Below are 16,109 nucleotides of genomic sequence, written 5' to 3'. Positions count from 1 at the left end.
ATGTCCACCTCTAATCTTCCGAGAATCCTCCTTGTCGACGACAACCGGCCCAATCTCAAGATTCTGATCGGCGCGTTGCGGGACGAATATAAGATATCCGTGGCGACCAATGGCAGGCAGGCTCTCGACATGGTCGAAGCCCTCCAGCCAGACATCATCCTTCTGGACGTGATGATGCCGGAAATGAACGGGTATCAGGTCTGCGAGAAGCTGAAGGAGAATCCGAACACCGCAGATATCCCGGTTATATTCATCACCGCCCTTACCGATTCCTCGGAAAAGGCACGAGCCTTCCAGGCTGGTGGCGTGGACTTCATCACCAAGCCCGTGGAACTGATCGAGGTCAAGGCGCGGGTAAGCACCCATCTGGCTCTTGAAAGAGCCCAATTGTCGCTCAAAAATCAGAACGCCACCCTTGAGCAGCGCGTGCAGGAACGCACCAGGGAACTCTCCGATACCCGCATCGACCTCATCAGACGCCTTTCCATGGCCGCGGAATACAGAGACACCGACACGGGAGACCATATCCTGCGCATGAGCCACTATTGCAAGCTGATCGCCGATAACATGGGGCTTTCGCATGATTTGTGCGAGGAAATCTACGTTGCCAGCCCCATGCACGACGTGGGCAAGATAGGCATTCCCGACCATATTTTGCGCAAGCCGGGCAAGCTGGACCCAAGCGAATGGGAAATAATGAAGACGCATACCACCATAGGGGCGGAAATTCTCTCCAACGGCAAGTACTCCCTGTTGCAGACCGCCCGCACCATCGCCCTCACCCACCACGAACGCTGGGACGGCAAAGGATACCCCAACGGGCTGGCCGGAAAGGACATTCCCATAAGCGGCAGGATCGTCGGCCTGTGCGACGTCTTCGATGCCCTGACTTCGGTACGACCGTACAAGGCGGCCTGGCCTGTGGACAAGGCCGTGGAGACTATCTGCGAGGAAAACGGAACCCACTTCGACCCTGTGGTCGTGGAGTGCTTTATGGACTTGCAGCCGGAGGTGAACCGTATACGGGAAGCACACGAGACGGATATGGCTGCCGCTAGCCCTTCCGAATGATGAAACACGCGTTTAAAGATCGCGGAACAGACCTTTTGGGAAAATCTGCAATAGTCGTTACAACAAGGTAAAGCTCACCGCGTGCAAATACATATGCCTCGGGTTGCAGGCGTAGTCAGGAACACCGAACTCTTGCGCGGCAGTCATAACGCCGTACATACGATGAATCGGTGTGGCCGTATGCGGGTAGCACTGATTCCAGTATGCGAAGATACCATAGGCGAACGCCCGAATTTCATCCGTATCCGCCCCGGCATTCTGCGCCACCAGCAACATTAATTGCGCCGTATACGAGGGAGCCGCCCATATGGGGACGTTCGCCCAGCGGGCCCTGGAAGCCCAGTAAAAGTCTTCCTCCGGTGTACTGACATTCATCCGCATGTTGTCTTTTGTAATTTTATCCTGGTCCATGAGAGGCTCTGTCCAGTTGAGGGGCTTCTTAAAGCTCATGGTGATGTCGTAAAGTACAGGGACAAGCTCCTTGGACTCCATACTCTCGAACTGGCTTGTCCACTTCTGCCACGAATCAACCCCGAGATGCAGCGTCCTGTAGTTGCCCTGGACAAGCTTGTCACGCCCCTCGCTGAAAATTTTCTCGGCATAAATGGTAATCTTGGTTGCCACGGAAACCAGAAGGGCATTTATCTTTGGGGAGTTCAAAAGATATGCGGCCACATTATTTTCCACCTTGAGATTATCCAGAGAGCAGACCTCACCATACAACGCAAGCACAAGATCGGTGTAGTTGTTGTAATAGCGCCATTCGGCCTTAATTCCTTCCTTCTTGCGCGTTGCCATGCCTGCAGGGGCCATCATCTTGTAAATGTTCTCCTGCTCCAGGTCGAACGAAGACGCCTTTACCCAATCATCAAAAATGATTTTCATGCCGGGCAGATCCGGCTGGGGAATATCAAACTGCTCGGCCAAGTATGACACTCGTTCCCAGACAGTATCTTTCGTCTCCGCGGTAACCCGTTCGTAATCCGCTTCGTGCCCTTTGGGACGAGCCCCGGTATACACGGCGATATGGGCCCACTTATCGGCATTCTTGTGCAGGAACAGCATATCCCCCCCTTACACGACAAACCATGCGAACCGACCGCAAAGACACACCGATATATTTATATCCAAATATAGACAATTATCAACAAATATACCCTTTTGTAAACGCACTTCTCCCAACGAGAAACAGCGCATTGAAAAGATGATCTTTTCAATGCGCTGTTTCTCGTTGGACCACGCCGGATGTCAATCAGCAGCGGCCCAAAAGTCCTGCGCAACCGACCTGCACGTTTTATCAGGAGGACTTAGATAAAATAAGACACCCTGTCACGCTGCCTCCGATTGCACATTTCAGCCAGGAAAGCCTTTTCCAAGCCGATTTCGCAACGGGTAGTCGAAACTAACAGGCCGCCTGTGCGTCCTCCAGGGTGCCCGTCATGGTAAACACGCTGGAAAATCCGGAGAGATCAAAGACCTCCTGAATATAATCCCGAACGGAACAGATGACCATGATCCCGCCCGTTGTCTTGAGTTCCCTTGTTGCCTTCAACAGAACCCGCAGCCCGGCACTGGAAATATACTCCAAAGGACCAAAGTCGAGTACCAGCCGCGTGTTGCCGGCCTTGATTTTTCCCAGCAGGTTTTCCTCGAAAACCGGAGAGGTGGCCGAATCGAGCCTTCCGGAAATGCTCAGCACAAGAATTCCATCGTCCGTTTTTTCCTGAATATCCATGCTTTTATCCTTTCCCTAAGCAAGCGCAACTACCGGAGCAGTCCTTGGTTATGCGCAGTATGTTTTTCGTTCCACTGCGTTCATATTCCACACTGGACATAAGATGTTTGACAAAATGGATCCCCAGTCCGCCGATCTGCCGCTCTTCCAGGGGCGCACTGGTGTCCGGCTCGGCCATGTTCAATGGGTTGAACGGTGTTCCGTCATCCTCAATGCGCAGGCGAACAACATCGTTTTCCATGGACAACTCAACAAGAATGTCGTGCTCCCCGTTTTCAGGAAAACCATAAGAAATAATGTTTGTAACCAATTCGTCCAGGGCAAGGCTCAAATCGAAGACGACTTTCGGGGGCAGCCCGCATCGTTCCGCAAAGACTTCAAGCTCCTGACACAGACGGGACAGCTCCTGAATGTCGTTTTTCAGCCATATCATCGTCACAGGCCCAACCATCGCTTTCTCTCCAGGGCAGATACATCACCTGCGATATCGGCTGACTGCGTCGGGCAGCCGACCGGCATTGGTCATAAAGAAACCGATTGCCGCATGCTCCTCCTCCCGGACAGGCAGCCGATTCCGGATATCACCGTATAAAACTACTTCGGGAGATACCAGTCGAAACTCTTCGGATTCTCTTGATTGGTTTGACGAGACCTTTTCATACGCGATTGCTTTTCCTGCTGTTTGAAGCACTGACGTTCCTTATCTATCAGCGTTCTGTCCGCAAGACGCAGGGTGTTGCCGTACGAATATGCTTCGTCGTCTCCCTTGCTGTGCACCAGGATAAGACTGATGGAGTGCCCGTTGGGCGATTTCATCCCCCACTTCCAGACCTTGAGGGTGCCGAAGGCATTCCCTCTGTTTGTGGCCTCTCCGTACTTATTGACCAACTCCTTGTAGAGCTTCTGAAAGAAGCTCTCGCTGGGATCCTCATATTTTACCTTGATGCGGACAACCGTTCCCTGCTCGCTGCAGTTGGCAAAGGATACGTATCCGCTCTTGATGCCCGGCATGTACTCAAGCTCCACGCGGGACAGATACTCCTGATCCCAAAGAGGAAGGGAAGAATTTTCCTTGATCAGGTCGTTGTATTTATCAATGGACGTCCCCAAGGTGATGCCCATAAGGCTGGTAGGGCCTTCGGCCGCACGAGCCGGTCCGGGCAATACGTTTGCAAGACAAAGCACTGCTGCAAGCAGGAAAGTACAAACCAACCTACTCATATCAGACTCACTCCCCAATGTTGATAGTTCTGAACAAGAGCTGCGGTTTTATCCAGTATGCTGAGTTCAAAGGAACGTACTTCCTTGACCAACGCCTCCGCAACACGCGGCAGCATATCCGGAAACTGCTCTTGCGTTTTGCAGAATTTCTCGCGCGAAAGGACCAGGCAGACCATTTCCACATCCGCTCTCAGGGAAAACAGCCGGAGAGTATCTCCCAGCAGGGTGAGTCCACCGAGAAAACGTCCGGCCACCACATGGCCGACTTCATGCTGCCCGCTTTCCGCAAAACGCAGCAGGGTACCCTGCCCGCTCACGATAAAAAAGGCACTCCCGTCCACCTCGTCCTGGCTGAAAACCATGTCTCCTGCCCGAAACCGTTCGCGGACACACAGGTACGCCAGTACCTTGACCGCTTCCAAAGGAAGCCCAGCAAACAACGGAATCTGCCGTAATATCTCAAGATTCTGCGTAAATTCGCAAGGGCTGTCCTGAGCCGTATTATTTGTTTCCGTGTACGAGCTCATACAGACTCCCCTTTCTGGCCATAAGGTCATCATACGGCCCACATTCTACAATTTTACCCGCCTTCATCACTGCGACCTTGTCGTAGGTCTTGATGATATCCAGGCGGTGAACCACAGCAATAACCGTGGTTTTTCCTTTCAGTCGGGTATCGAGCACATTCTGCACCCGCGCCTGGGACTTGTTATCCAGCGCGCTGGTGGCCTCGTCCATAAGTATGATCCTGGGATTTTTGAGAAAAACCCGTGCAATGGCCAACTTCTGGCGTTGCCCGCCGGAAAGTTTGTCTCCCTTGCTGCCCACCTGGAACTCCATGCCGCGTGCCACAATGGTTTCCAGCAGGTCTTCCTCGATGAGCAGTTGGATGATGCTCTGGCTGATGCGTTCCTGCACCTGGGAGGCATCGCTTTTCGACTTTCCAAACAGGATGTTGTCCAAAATGGAACGCGAATGAATGTACTCGGAACGGTCGTAAAAAATCACGGCATCGGGGAACTCCTGCTCCATCTTTTCACGGAAGCGCACCCGGCCCTGCAGCAACATGTTTTCCAGAACCTGCGAAAGCCGCACCATCTTGTGTTTTCCCGGCCGGAAATTCAGGGCAATACGCAACAGCAGCTTCTGGTCTTTTTCATCCAGGTGGTGCAGCCGGTTCACATCCATTCGCCGCACAAGCTCCTTGTACAGGTCGATATCCTCGGCCGGAATGGGGCTTTGCTCGAAAAAGACCGACTCTGCAGGCAATGCCCCCAAAATATCCACAGTGGCGGATGCAATGGAGGCCCCCAGGGTCAGCAGCGGATTGCGCAGCTGCACCTCGTCAAGATAGTCGTGAAAGAATTGGTTGTCGACCAACCTGGCACCGGAGAACCGTTTATCCCGCGCATGGCCGAAGATAATGTTCGTCGCCACACTGGAATGATACAGGTAGTCTGATTCATTGAAGAATTCGACTATATCCCCCAATTCCTCGCCAAAGTCCGTCTGGAAGTTACGGCGCACGGGAATGAGCTTTTCCGCAAGTTCTTCGTCCGCATCCTCGTCGAGAAAGGCGTTCAGGCCAAACCGCAGCACGTCCACAAAAATACCGGTCTGCTGCAGCATGGAAATCTGATCGTCCAACGAGGGCAGCCGGGCCTCGACTTCCTCGGGCGTGGGAGCCTTTCCGTCCACTTCGTCCATCAGGGCTTCGCAGGAATAGACGAGGTTTTCACGGATGGTGCCGGTGAAAACAAATGGCGACTGGGAAACAAAGCCCATATTTTCGACAATGTCGCGCTTGCTCATGTCGGCCACTTCCTGGCCGCCGATGCGCAGGTGCCCGCTGGAATATTTGTTCAGCTGGCCTATGCACAGGGCGAGCGTGGACTTTCCACTCCCCGAAAAACCAACCAGGGCAATGTGCTCACCCGGCTTGATGTCCAGAGAGACGTCGCGCAGCAGACGGATGCCTCCGTCCACCACAAAGGAAAGATTTTCAATCTGGATATCGTTGCTCAGCTGATACGGGGCTCGGCCTTCGATAACGATTTTATGTTCCGGGGCAAAATCGAAATATTCCATGGTGCGATCGTAGCTGATTTTGGCATTCTGGTAGGTCTGGTAGAACTCCATCAGCTCTTTCCATGGATCGTACAGCTTTTCCTGGGCGGACAAAAAGGCCACCAGCGAACCAATGTCGAAGTGCCCCTTGATGATCAGCCAGCCGCCCACCAAAAACAGGGCGAACGGAGCCAGGTTGATCATGAAATTGTTGAAGGCCTTGGTGCCCATCTTGTAGAGGTTCCAGATAATGCGGATTTCCAGCAGTTTGTCCGCCAGGCCGTTGAACTTGGAACGCTCGATGGTGTACGCGCCGTTGCCGTGAATTTCGTGTATGCCGGTAACCGCTTCGGCAATGCAGTTGGACAGGTCGCGTGTGGCGTCCACCCGGCGTTTGTTGTGCAGGTTGGTCCGTTTCTGCAGGAGAGGAATGATGAGGACCACAAAAGGATAAATGGCCAGGGAAATACAGGCCATGAGCCAGTTGAGGTAAAAAAGGTATATGCCGAAGGCTAGCAGGGTAAGCAGGTTGGTGAGGGGAACAGCCAATGCCATGCCCACGAAATCGCCTACCGGGGCAAGCACGTTGATGAGCGAGGAAACCACCATGCCCGACTGTGTCTTGCGGTAATAGCTGATGGGCAGCGTCAGCAGATGCGCGTACAGCTCTTTGCGCATATCTGTCAGCGTATTCTGCCCCAGATATGTCTGGATGATACCGATGACGTATTTCAACCCGCCGGAAACAATCACCGCCCCGAGAAACAAGGCGCAATACCGCATCAGCAGATCAATACGCCGGTAGTTGATGGCCTCGTTGATGATCTTTTTCTGAAGTTCCAGGGGCAACACTCTGGCGAAGACCGTCACCACAATGACCACAAGCAGCATAACCTGCAATTTCATGCTGCTTTGTCCGGCCCACGAAATCAATGATCGTTTGGTAACGGGAATTGATTCCGCCTTTTTTCTCTCTGACCCCATTTTTCGGTTCTCCACACGCTGTATTTTGGAAAATTATCTTTCCACTGCATCGCTCAACACGTTTCTTGCGGTTCCCGGCCATTCCCTTTGGGGAACGCCCCCCTACCGCAAGCATGCTTCGCGAACTTCTCCACTTTTCCGGCCTACCACAGTTCGCTTCGGGAGTACATGAAGATTCCATCCCGCCCGGTTAGCGGCACGCCTGTCCAATGCTCCTTTGCACCGTCAGGAAGGGGCAACATTTCCTTTGAGCCAGCAGCGCGCAACAATGCCGGTTTATTGGTGCTCCTTCCCCGACGCAACCTTGTTCTTTCAACAAAATGGGCAGGTACCTCAAACTTTCCTCCAGAAATTCGGTGGCAATCGTATCCTGCCGGAAAAATTACACTGCTGCAAAGAATACAGATATCTTCCCAACCTTCTGGCTATGGTCTATAGGGGGATAATGATGAACCTCGTTTCCAAGCTCCTGCGTCGCATCTTTCTTTCCCTTCTGGTGCTCACGCTGTTTTTCATCACATCAACCGCAGGCAGGCACGTCTGCCATGCGCAAAGGCTGGTTGTTCCCATCAGCATCCATCCGGCCACGGCCCAGGAATACATGAAATTCATGGCCGCCCACCCGGAAGGACCGGCAGGTATAGAACATGTGGGCAATAACACATTGACCAGGGGAATCGCCGAAGTCCTCATCATTGCCAAGGCGCTCCAACTGGGAGGGATCGACCCGACTTTCGAGTATAAATTTGTTCCGAATGCACGCCGCGAAACAATGGAAGTAGCCAATGGCATGGCCGTAATATGCTCACAGCAATTCAATAAATACACCATGCTCACCCCCGGCTACAAGGAATCCCTGTATCTGAGTTCCCCCATCATCCGGTTTGGCGAATTTCAGAAAGGATTCTATTGTCTTCCGGACAACAAGAAAGTCCTCGAAGCCCGCACCGTGCAAGAGCTCAACGCAGCAGGAACCGGACTTGTCGGCCGCCATTGGAACAACGATCATCAGGTCCTCACGGCAATGGGGTTGACCGACATTGAAACCGCCCCCACGTTCAAGGCTCTTTTCGAGATGCTCAGGGTCGGACGCGGAGACTGGATTCCTCTGGAATTTTCCAATGCAAAGGATCTGAGCCGCATCCAGTTCGGGGTACGGGTGGTTCCTGTGCCCGGCATCAAATTCTCCCTTTTGGAAAGCCGCCATTTTCTTGTTTCCCGCACACACCGGCTGGGGCCGGAGGTCTTTGCCGCCCTGGAAAAAGGCATTGCCCAATTGCGCCAAAGGGGATTTATACGCGAAACACTCTCCGCCGCCGGTTTCTTTAACGAGCAAACCAAGTCCTGGAGAATGCTCAACCAGGCCGAAGTGGACGCAGGACAACAGGACTGAGACAGCTCCCCCTCCTTTTGCGGAACGCCTCAAGCCCCGCCGTCTGCCTGATTTTCAACAGCCTTGTTCGCCAAGACTCGGCCACAACCTGTTTTTTCCCAACCAATCATATGTTTTTTCCCGCCGAGGGGTCACAAGCCATTTCATTCATGGTATGCTTGCGCCAAATTCTACAAACGTAGATGGAGGTGCTCTCATGAAAAAGCAAATAGTTATACTTTCCTGCCTGGTCGGCCTGCTTCTTCTTGCCTCTCCGGCATTGGCGCAAATGATGGGCCGTGGCATGGGGCCCGGTGATGGCATGGGCCCCGGCGGCGGCATGGGCCCCGGTGGCGGCATGGGATATGGAGGGGGCTATGGAGGGGGCTATGGAGGGATGGGCCCCAATTGCCAGATCTCCCCGGAACAACAAAAGGCTGTTCTGGATATTCTTGCCAAATACCAGCCTGCATTCGACAAGCTGTCCGACGAACTCTGGTCCAAACGTGCCCAGCTTAATGGGATTCTTGCCCAGAAGAACATCGACCGCAAGCAAGTCAGCGCCCTTGCCAAGGAAGTAGGCGGCCTTATGGCGAAAGCCTTTGAAACCCGGATGGAAATGCTTGCCGACATGCGCGAAGCTGGGCTGTCCTACTACAACATGGGGATGATGCACGGCGGCCCAATGGGAGGTCACATGTGGGGCGGCGGCCCCATGGGAGGCAACCCAATGTATAATAATATGATGAACTACGGCCCTTATCCTCAGGGAAACGGCCAGCCCCCGATGCCTCCCAGGCAACCACAAAGAGGCTCCAGAAACACGCAATAGCGTTTTCCCGCCTTTTCAGGGACCTTGCCCAAGGGCAGGGTCCCTGGCCCTTTCGCCTTTCTCCCCCCTTTTTTTGCACCCCGCCTATTGCCGTCTATCCCGTTCCAAGCATCTCACCCGACAGAGCCAGCTTACCAAATCGAAACTGCGGCCCTCCATTCCCATTGCATTGGTTCAACATAATAAACTTTTGTTTACCATGTTGACTCAACCCTACTTTGGGATACGTTCCAACCATTGGCGATACGTCTTTATATCAACGACGAAAAAGTTGTAATTTCAGAAGGTTGCTTCTCGTCAAAAAAAAAGGGGGGGAAAAGCCGGTCTTTTCTGGCGCCTTCATCAGGTGAGGAATCGAATTGAACAAAAAATGGCGATCTCAATAGACGTACCGAATCGGTACTTGGTGCCTCAGAGCACGAATAAGAAAAGGAATACTTCTTGATTGCGCCAAAGGGCGAGGGTGAAGTCTGGTCTATGAAAAGATGAAATCAAGAACACAGGCAGTTCTTGATGGGGCGCATAAAAAAAGCGGGCACAAAGCCCGCTTCTAGATGAGTATGGAATATTATGGACAGGATGCCTGCAAAGGGACGAAGGCAAAGTGAAAAAATCAAGGCCTGCGCGTGGTTACCGATACGCGTGGATTTGAGTTTTTCGCAGCAACGCCGCTGCCTTTAAAAACAGCCCTGGTTATACGGCTGCAGCCACCCCTTCTGCCCAACTCACCACCTCAGCCTTTTCCGGGTCCCCGTCAATTTTCAGGGAACCAACCACGATGTTGGCGCCAAGTTTTTCCGCCTTTTCCTCTATGGCATCCACGGCACCGCAAAAAAACGTGTAGCTGGAATCGCCGCAGCCAAAGACAGCCACCTTGCGCCCCGAAAGATTGGCCTCCTCCAGGGATTCGTACAACGGGATGAAGTCATCCTGCAGCTCAATCTCGTCATCGCCCCAGGTGGAGCAACCAAAGAGCAGCACATCGTAGCCGTTGGCCAAATCACTGGCCTCCACGTCCGTGACGTTGAGGAGTTCAACGTCCATTCCCTTGCCCTTCAGCGTCGCCTGCACATACTCTGCAGTTGTCTCGGTATTGCCAGTCGTCGAACCGTACACGATCAATGTCTTGGACATACAGTCTCCTTTTGCATTTGGGGATTGGCTTACTTTTTCCTCGGTCTTATTGATTTTGATATTCAAAGTCAACAACACTTGTTCATTTTTCATGCACATCAATTTTTACCGTGCACGTTGAGAGCCCTCACACGCTTATCAACTTGACAATTTACTGCCGTCTGCCCAGAATATGTGCATGCATGCACATAAAAACTTTTCACATTCAGCCGCTGCCGACGAACTGTCCTCTGGCAGCATCGGCCATATGTTCGACCGCCTGCACGGGCTGGCGGCAGACCAGGTTTTCTCGCACATGTCCCGAACAATGCACGCGGTGGACCTCTCCTTCAGCCAGCTGACCACACTGTTCCGGCTGTATCGCCACGGCCCGCAACGCATCGGCGATTTGGCAAAAGCAGTGAACCTAAGCCCATGCGCAACCAGCCGCTTGGTTGCCCGCCTGGTTACCGAAAACATGGTGGCCAAGCACCCCAACCCGGACAATAAACGCGAGCGCCTTGTTTGCCTTCTTCCGGCCGGACAAGATTACATAAAGGAGCTGCAGCACAGCACAGCTGCGGCATATGAAGCCCTTTTCCGCCAGGTTCCTTCCGAACTCCGTGCAAAGCTTCTTCATGTCCTGGAAGAAACCTCAACTTATCTGCCGCATATTCCATCAGGCTGATCGCTCCCCCCCACGCGTCGCTCACCTTTCACGCTCCTCTATCTTGCCGGAGATCACATATGTCACTCAGGACCGACAGTTTTTTGTTCACGCTGCTGATTGCGGGGCTCTCCACCCTCCCGCCGCTGTGCATAGATATGAACCTGCCTGCCATTCCGGCGCTTGAATCGGCGTTTCAGGTTGCGCAGGGCCAGGGGGCTCTTACCTTCAGCCTGTTTCTGCTCGGATTTTCCATAGCGCCCATCATGGGTGGCCCCTTGGCAGACCGCTACGGCAGAAGGCCTACACTGCTCATCTCCCTGCTTTTCGTCTCTCTGGCGGCCTTTGCCTGCATGCTGAAGGCTTCGTTCCATTTTCTGCTGCTTGCACGCCTGATACAGGGCACTGCGGCCGGTGTATGCATCCTCATTCCCCTGGCGGTCATCCGCGATACCCTTTCCGGCAGCGCTGCCCGGCGCAAACTGTCCGGCATCATGCTTATCGGCGGCCTTGCCCCGTTGCTGGCGCCGATAATCGGCAGTGTCGTCCTTACGCTGCTCGGCTGGCGCGCCATCTACGGCATGCAGGGAGCGCTGGGAGTTATTTTACTTGTCGCGGTATTTTTTGGACTGCCCGAAACACTATCGGTCGAACGCCGCATTCCCCTGAATCCCCGCCAACTTGCCACGGGTTACAAGACCATTTTCACCGACAGAGACTTTTGCGGCCTCGCCTTTCCCCAGGCCTTTGGATTCGGATGTTTGTTCTCCTACATTGCAGGATCACCGGGCTTTCTTGTGGAAGAACTGCACCTGTCCGAAAAGATGTACTCGCTGGTGTTTGCCGGAACTTCGGCCGGTCTTGTTGTGGGGTCCATGATCAGCGGATTTCTGGGGCGGCGGGAAGTCCATGCGCGCCCGATTATTGCCGCTGACCTCGTTGGAATGGTGCTGGCAGTCTGCTGCATTCTGTTTTTCACCTGGGGCAATGGCACAACATCACTCCCCCAACTGTTCCCACTTTTGCTGGCGGTAATGGTGTGCTTCGGCATGATGCTGCCGAACACCATGAGCGAGGCGGTCAGTAATTGGGAGAGCATGGCAGGAACGGCATCGGGCGCCATCAACTCTTTGCAGATGTTCGTGGGAGCCGGAGCAAGCGCTCTGGTTTCCGGGCTGGCGGGTGTTTTGCCCCCTGGGCAGACCATGAGCCTTTCCATGGCCTGCTCCATATTCCTGGCTGCTGGAATATACTGGGGACTGCGCCCCAAGCGGGATTTCACAGAAAGATTAAGTTGATACAGCGACGTGCTTATGGCTTCAGGAACTTTGAGAACTACCGCTTACGCGTCAAAGTATTATGCGGGTAAGTGAAAATGTCGGAACAGTTCGCTTTGGTGACTGCCCCCTTCTTTGGTGTAGAGCCAGTCTCATGCAGCCAGAGCCTAAACAAAAGGCACAAAAAAAGGACCAAGTGAATTTCACTTGGTCCTTTAAAATATGTCTGGTCGAGATGAGAGGATTTGAACCTCCGGCCCCCTGAACCCCATTCCAGGAAACCCGCTCCTACCCATTGAAATTCATTGAATTATCCCACATGCTGGGAACATTTAGCAAGGGGTGTTGGATAGGTGTTGGAGGCACCCGGTTCTCCAAATGGTTCCCCGAGGTGGTGTGCCGTCTTGAAACAGTATCTGACTACAACTGTAGCTCCACATCCATACCTGGTGCAGAACTCTGACAATGATGACTGTTTACTCACTCAATCTTTAGAAAAAAAGGTGTTTGCCAACAGGACGGTAGGAATGCTTTTCTGCATTAATTTGACGACACTATCTAGGCCATGACAAATTATCTCGCTTTTATTCGATGCCCATGAAGCTCTAGAGCCTTCTCTTGAAGGGAAGGCGGAATATGCATGCTTAAGTTGTGGCTACTTGGCTTTCTCACTCGACATTGCTTACAGGCAATCGGTTCATCCGGTGTGTTCACAGTTTTTCTAATGCCCTGAATGAGATCGTTATTCCAAAAATCGTCAATATCTTGTTCCAAGAGATTGCCTATCGGGGGAAGTCCTCCGCAGCAGACCGAGGTAGTGCCATCAATATTAATCAACAATTTACTCCAAGGGTCCGAGCAGAAATATTGCTGACGCTTTTCGTCCTCCGAAGGCAGTGGATCGGAAAATAAATTCGGTATGTCAACGTGTACACCAACAGATTCACCGATTCGTTTGGCCTTGTACATCTCCTCATCACTCACTTCTTGATGGAAATATAAGCATTCTGTAAGCAATTCTTCTTTTTTAAGAAGGGGAAAGGCAACCTTAATACCATGAACACCAAGTTTTGACGAAATCACCACTAATTTTGAAAGTTCGCGAATATTACATGCCATTGCCACGAAATTGAAAAAAATGACTGGTGAATGCTTGTGCTGCAATATTTTTTCTTTACTGAGTCTTCTCACATTGTCCAGCACCTGAAAAAAGTCGCCTCCACGTATATATTTGTACGTTTTTGGTGTTCCGGCATCGATGCTAAAACGTATTGCAGAAAAATTATTCGAGACAGCAAGTTTAATCATGTCATCAGTCAATAATGAACCGTTTGTAATTGTGCTTGTGGAGCATCCATAGGCAGTGGAAAATTTAATGAGATCACCGAATCGATGATACGCAAGCGGTTCGCCACCAAAAACTTGAAGAGTTCGCACGAATGGCATAATCTTCTCCAAGCGACGGATAGCGGCCCAATCAATTTCACCAGAAAAACTATTTTGGTAACACATGAGGCATCTATAGTTGCACCGCAAGGTTGTTGTAATAGTAACGTGATGCGGAAGAGTATCAACTATTGGAACATTCGCTTGCGCATAGGCATTCGAAAGATTCGTGTTAATGCTTTTTAAGTTCTGTATGTAATGCATTGTTGCTTCTCCATGTTGGGTGCCGAGGAAAAAATTTCTGCATAAAAAAGTGTTAGCAAATTACGTGCCAATGCAGGAATAATGAAGCTTGGAATGTCAGGAATCGTTTACCAAAACAAAGCTCGGGCAGTCCTCTGCATTCACAGGCTCCTACCAAACATAATCGGTCACCGGGCTACTTCATAGCCCCGTAAATCTACTTAGACAGGAGTTTAATCGTATCTACCCAAGTTTGCGACATTTCTCTTTCAATTTTAGTTTGTAAGTTGTCTTTCATAGTGCAAGCCTGCTCCAAGCGCGCTTTGTCCGCCTGGTTCAAGTCAACGGCCATCCAGCATATTCGTCCCGCTTCAATGCGGCGATACTTCGAGTCGCTCTGGTCCTAGGATGTGCTTCCCACAGATCAGGACAAGTTGCTGGTCAGTCTGCTCGGAAAGGAACGTCTGCTGGAGATAGTCCGGTACTTCATCATCCCGACAAGCGGGTCGAGAAGATCGTGGCAAGGTATCAATCCGCAAGCGTTCGGGATCATGTCCATGCTTGAGCGGGTGAAACGCCTGGACAGACGTGGCAGTCGTAAAGGCGATGTCATCTGGCACACCACGGGTTCGGGCAAGTCCTTCACCATGGTCTTTCTGGCCAAGGCGCTCTAGCTGAAGCCGGAGTTTAAGGACTGCCGGGTGATCATCGTCACGGATCGGGTGGACCTGAAAAACAGCTTCCCTCCCCAACTTCGGTGGCCCCTCCAGCCCCGTCACTCCCTTCAGAGGTGCTCCCCAAAACATATTACAATGGCTTCAGGATAAGCATTTGAGTTGGAAAAAGTTAGTTCACGCCGCCCCCTTCAAGCACCTGCTCCAACTCATTCCGCAACGTCTCAAGCTGAATACGAAGTTCTTGCTGCTTGTCTGAGTCGATGTCTCCCATATCAACACTTTTCAATTTCTGAATCTGGGTCGATGCGGTTTTAACAGCCCTCATGCTGGTGCCGAAGTTGAAGCCCTTCCCATCACTTTTCTCGGATGCTTCTTTCTTTTTCTTCTTGTAAGCAGCTTGGGTCAATCCACTATCTTTCAGCTGATCCCATTTCTTGGCTTTGGCTTTCGGCCCCCTGGCCTTGGCAACTTCCACCAATACCCACTGTGACACATCTTTGCGCTTTCGAGCATCACTAAGGATTTCATCTGGGATTTTATTGATGGATAATATTTCGCTGACAGTGGACATGGATTTGCCAATCATCGTTCCAAGGTGATCCAGTCCATATCTTCCGTCTTCTTTGAGCTTTGCTAATCCTTCTGCCAGTTCCACCGGGTTCAAATTTTCACGCTGAACGTTCTCAATCAGAGCAATCTCCTGATGGTTGTCTGAGATGAACATTCCAGGGATGGTTTCGAAACGCCGAAGCAGTTCCTGGTTCTCTGGATCGTCAGAACCAGACTTCGCTTTTCGCAAAATACTCTTGATAGCTCTGACTCTGCGCTCTCCCGCCACAACCACAAGTTTACCATCACTCTCTCTTTGACGGAAAACGATGGGCTGCATGAGACCGAACTTGATGATGGATTCTTTCAACGCGTCCTGGGCCGCTCTATCGAAATACTTCCGGGGCTGATCCTGATCTTCCAGGAGTTCATCCACAGGCACATGATAAATCTCTCTGTCCACGTATTTCGATACCCCGCACTTCATGTCTCATTCGAAGACGGAGGGTGTATGGATATTTTGCAGAAGCATGTCGAACCCACCAGGGTAATCAGGGGTTGACCCTCTTCCAGGTCGTACGCCTTCATACACAGTGATTACAGATGGTTAATCAGTGCGCTCCAACATCGCTGGGAGCAGGTGGTTCCCCAAACGGTTCCCCACAACGAAAAAAGGACCGGTCAACTTTGTGCGTTAACTGGCCCTTTTTCTTAGGGAAAATTATGGTCGGGATGAGAGGATTTGAACCTCCGGCCCCCTGAACCCCATTCAGGTGCGCTCCCAGACTGCGCTACATCCCGACGCAGGAGGAAAGAACTATATAAGTACGTGCTCAGTGTCAAGCGACTTTTAAAAAAAATTCAAATTAAGTTTGTTTTGATGTTTTGGAACTTGTTTCAGGGCAGTGTCCTCAT

Annotated in this window: 15 protein-coding genes, 1 tRNA gene and 1 pseudogene; 7 read left to right on the top strand and 10 right to left on the bottom strand. The window is 51.9% G+C overall.

The features are described 5' to 3' along the window. Positions 1 to 1,071 carry an HD domain-containing phosphohydrolase gene (locus ACI0FJ_RS19325; RefSeq protein WP_424306158.1) on the top strand — a complete coding sequence of 357 codons (1,071 nt, stop codon included), beginning with the start codon at positions 1 to 3 and terminating at the stop codon, positions 1,069 to 1,071. 57 nt (positions 1,072 to 1,128) lie between these two features. Here the strand turns inward: ACI0FJ_RS19325 and ACI0FJ_RS19320 are convergent, their stop codons facing one another. The 6 genes from ACI0FJ_RS19320 to ACI0FJ_RS19295 all read right to left on the bottom strand — a co-directional run bounded on the left by ACI0FJ_RS19320 (position 1,129) and on the right by ACI0FJ_RS19295 (position 7,000). Beyond that, positions 1,129 to 2,136 (bottom strand): hypothetical protein, encoded by a 1,008-nt coding sequence (locus ACI0FJ_RS19320; RefSeq protein ID WP_424306156.1) that lies wholly within the window; start codon positions 2,134 to 2,136, stop codon positions 1,129 to 1,131. A 337-nt stretch (positions 2,137 to 2,473) separates the two neighbouring features. Then, the gene (locus tag ACI0FJ_RS19315) at positions 2,474 to 2,806 is read right to left on the bottom strand and encodes an STAS domain-containing protein (protein WP_424306154.1); all 333 of its coding nucleotides are present in this window, start codon (positions 2,804 to 2,806) and stop codon (positions 2,474 to 2,476) included. 4 nt (positions 2,807 to 2,810) lie between these two features. After that, positions 2,811 to 3,257: an ATP-binding protein gene (locus ACI0FJ_RS19310; protein ID WP_424306152.1), complete on the bottom strand. Its 447-nt coding sequence runs from the start codon at positions 3,255 to 3,257 to the stop codon at positions 2,811 to 2,813. Positions 3,258 to 3,400: 143 nt separating this feature from the next. Next, positions 3,401 to 4,027, bottom strand: coding sequence for a hypothetical protein (locus ACI0FJ_RS19305; RefSeq protein ID WP_424306150.1), 627 nt, complete (start codon positions 4,025 to 4,027; stop codon positions 3,401 to 3,403). Then, positions 4,024 to 4,554 carry a Crp/Fnr family transcriptional regulator gene (locus ACI0FJ_RS19300; protein WP_424306148.1) on the bottom strand — a complete coding sequence of 177 codons (531 nt, stop codon included), beginning with the start codon at positions 4,552 to 4,554 and terminating at the stop codon, positions 4,024 to 4,026. The genes ACI0FJ_RS19305 and ACI0FJ_RS19300 overlap by 4 nt, the downstream gene beginning before the upstream one ends. Beyond that, positions 4,529 to 7,000, bottom strand: coding sequence for an ABC transporter ATP-binding protein/permease (locus tag ACI0FJ_RS19295; RefSeq protein WP_424306146.1), 2,472 nt, complete (start codon positions 6,998 to 7,000; stop codon positions 4,529 to 4,531). Before ACI0FJ_RS19295 ends, ACI0FJ_RS19300 begins: the two co-directional genes overlap by 26 nt. Positions 7,001 to 7,523: 523 nt before the next feature. Between ACI0FJ_RS19295 and ACI0FJ_RS19290 the strand changes: the two genes are divergently transcribed. Further along, positions 7,524 to 8,471: a hypothetical protein gene (locus tag ACI0FJ_RS19290; RefSeq protein ID WP_424306144.1), complete on the top strand. Its 948-nt coding sequence runs from the start codon at positions 7,524 to 7,526 to the stop codon at positions 8,469 to 8,471. A gap of 196 nt (positions 8,472 to 8,667) precedes the next feature. Further along, a complete protein-coding gene (locus ACI0FJ_RS19285; RefSeq protein WP_424306142.1) occupies positions 8,668 to 9,282 on the top strand; it encodes a periplasmic heavy metal sensor in 615 nt (204 codons plus the stop codon). Between the two features lie 693 nt (positions 9,283 to 9,975). Here ACI0FJ_RS19285 and ACI0FJ_RS19280 read toward each other — a convergent pair. Beyond that, on the bottom strand, positions 9,976 to 10,416 hold the full coding sequence (locus ACI0FJ_RS19280) for a flavodoxin (protein WP_424306140.1): 441 nt from the start codon (positions 10,414 to 10,416) through the stop codon (positions 9,976 to 9,978). A 178-nt stretch (positions 10,417 to 10,594) separates the two neighbouring features. Between ACI0FJ_RS19280 and ACI0FJ_RS19275 the strand changes: the two genes are divergently transcribed. The 3 genes and pseudogenes from ACI0FJ_RS19275 to ACI0FJ_RS19265 form a co-directional block, all read left to right on the top strand. Beyond that, positions 10,595 to 11,083, top strand: coding sequence for a MarR family winged helix-turn-helix transcriptional regulator (locus tag ACI0FJ_RS19275; protein ID WP_424306138.1), 489 nt, complete (start codon positions 10,595 to 10,597; stop codon positions 11,081 to 11,083). Between the two features lie 59 nt (positions 11,084 to 11,142). Next, entirely contained in the window at positions 11,143 to 12,360 is a 1,218-nt protein-coding gene (locus ACI0FJ_RS19270; RefSeq protein WP_424306136.1) for a multidrug effflux MFS transporter, read from the top strand. After that, positions 12,336 to 12,431: pseudogene (locus ACI0FJ_RS19265) on the top strand (transposase); the annotation flags it as partial. The gene ACI0FJ_RS19270 and the pseudogene ACI0FJ_RS19265, both read left to right, overlap by 25 nt. A gap of 481 nt (positions 12,432 to 12,912) precedes the next feature. Here the strand turns inward: ACI0FJ_RS19265 and ACI0FJ_RS19260 are convergent. Next, positions 12,913 to 13,989: a radical SAM/SPASM domain-containing protein gene (locus ACI0FJ_RS19260; RefSeq protein WP_424306135.1), complete on the bottom strand. Its 1,077-nt coding sequence runs from the start codon at positions 13,987 to 13,989 to the stop codon at positions 12,913 to 12,915. 389 nt (positions 13,990 to 14,378) lie between these two features. Between ACI0FJ_RS19260 and ACI0FJ_RS19255 the strand changes: the two genes are divergently transcribed. Continuing rightward, positions 14,379 to 14,642: a hypothetical protein gene (locus tag ACI0FJ_RS19255; protein ID WP_424306133.1), complete on the top strand. Its 264-nt coding sequence runs from the start codon at positions 14,379 to 14,381 to the stop codon at positions 14,640 to 14,642. A 172-nt stretch (positions 14,643 to 14,814) separates the two neighbouring features. Here ACI0FJ_RS19255 and ACI0FJ_RS19250 read toward each other — a convergent pair whose 3' ends face one another. Continuing rightward, positions 14,815 to 15,681, bottom strand: a complete 867-nt coding sequence (locus ACI0FJ_RS19250; protein ID WP_424306131.1) for a ParB/RepB/Spo0J family partition protein — start codon at positions 15,679 to 15,681, stop codon at positions 14,815 to 14,817. A 237-nt stretch (positions 15,682 to 15,918) separates the two neighbouring features. After that, a tRNA-Pro gene (locus tag ACI0FJ_RS19245) sits at positions 15,919 to 15,995 on the bottom strand. Positions 15,996 to 16,109 lie beyond the last annotated feature (114 nt).

This window comes from Desulfovibrio sp. 7SRBS1, assembly GCF_049723905.1.
GTDB lineage: Bacteria > Desulfobacterota > Desulfovibrionia > Desulfovibrionales > Desulfovibrionaceae.
Note: the sequence above shows the minus strand (reverse complement) of the source record. Positions and strands in the feature narration are given on the sequence as shown.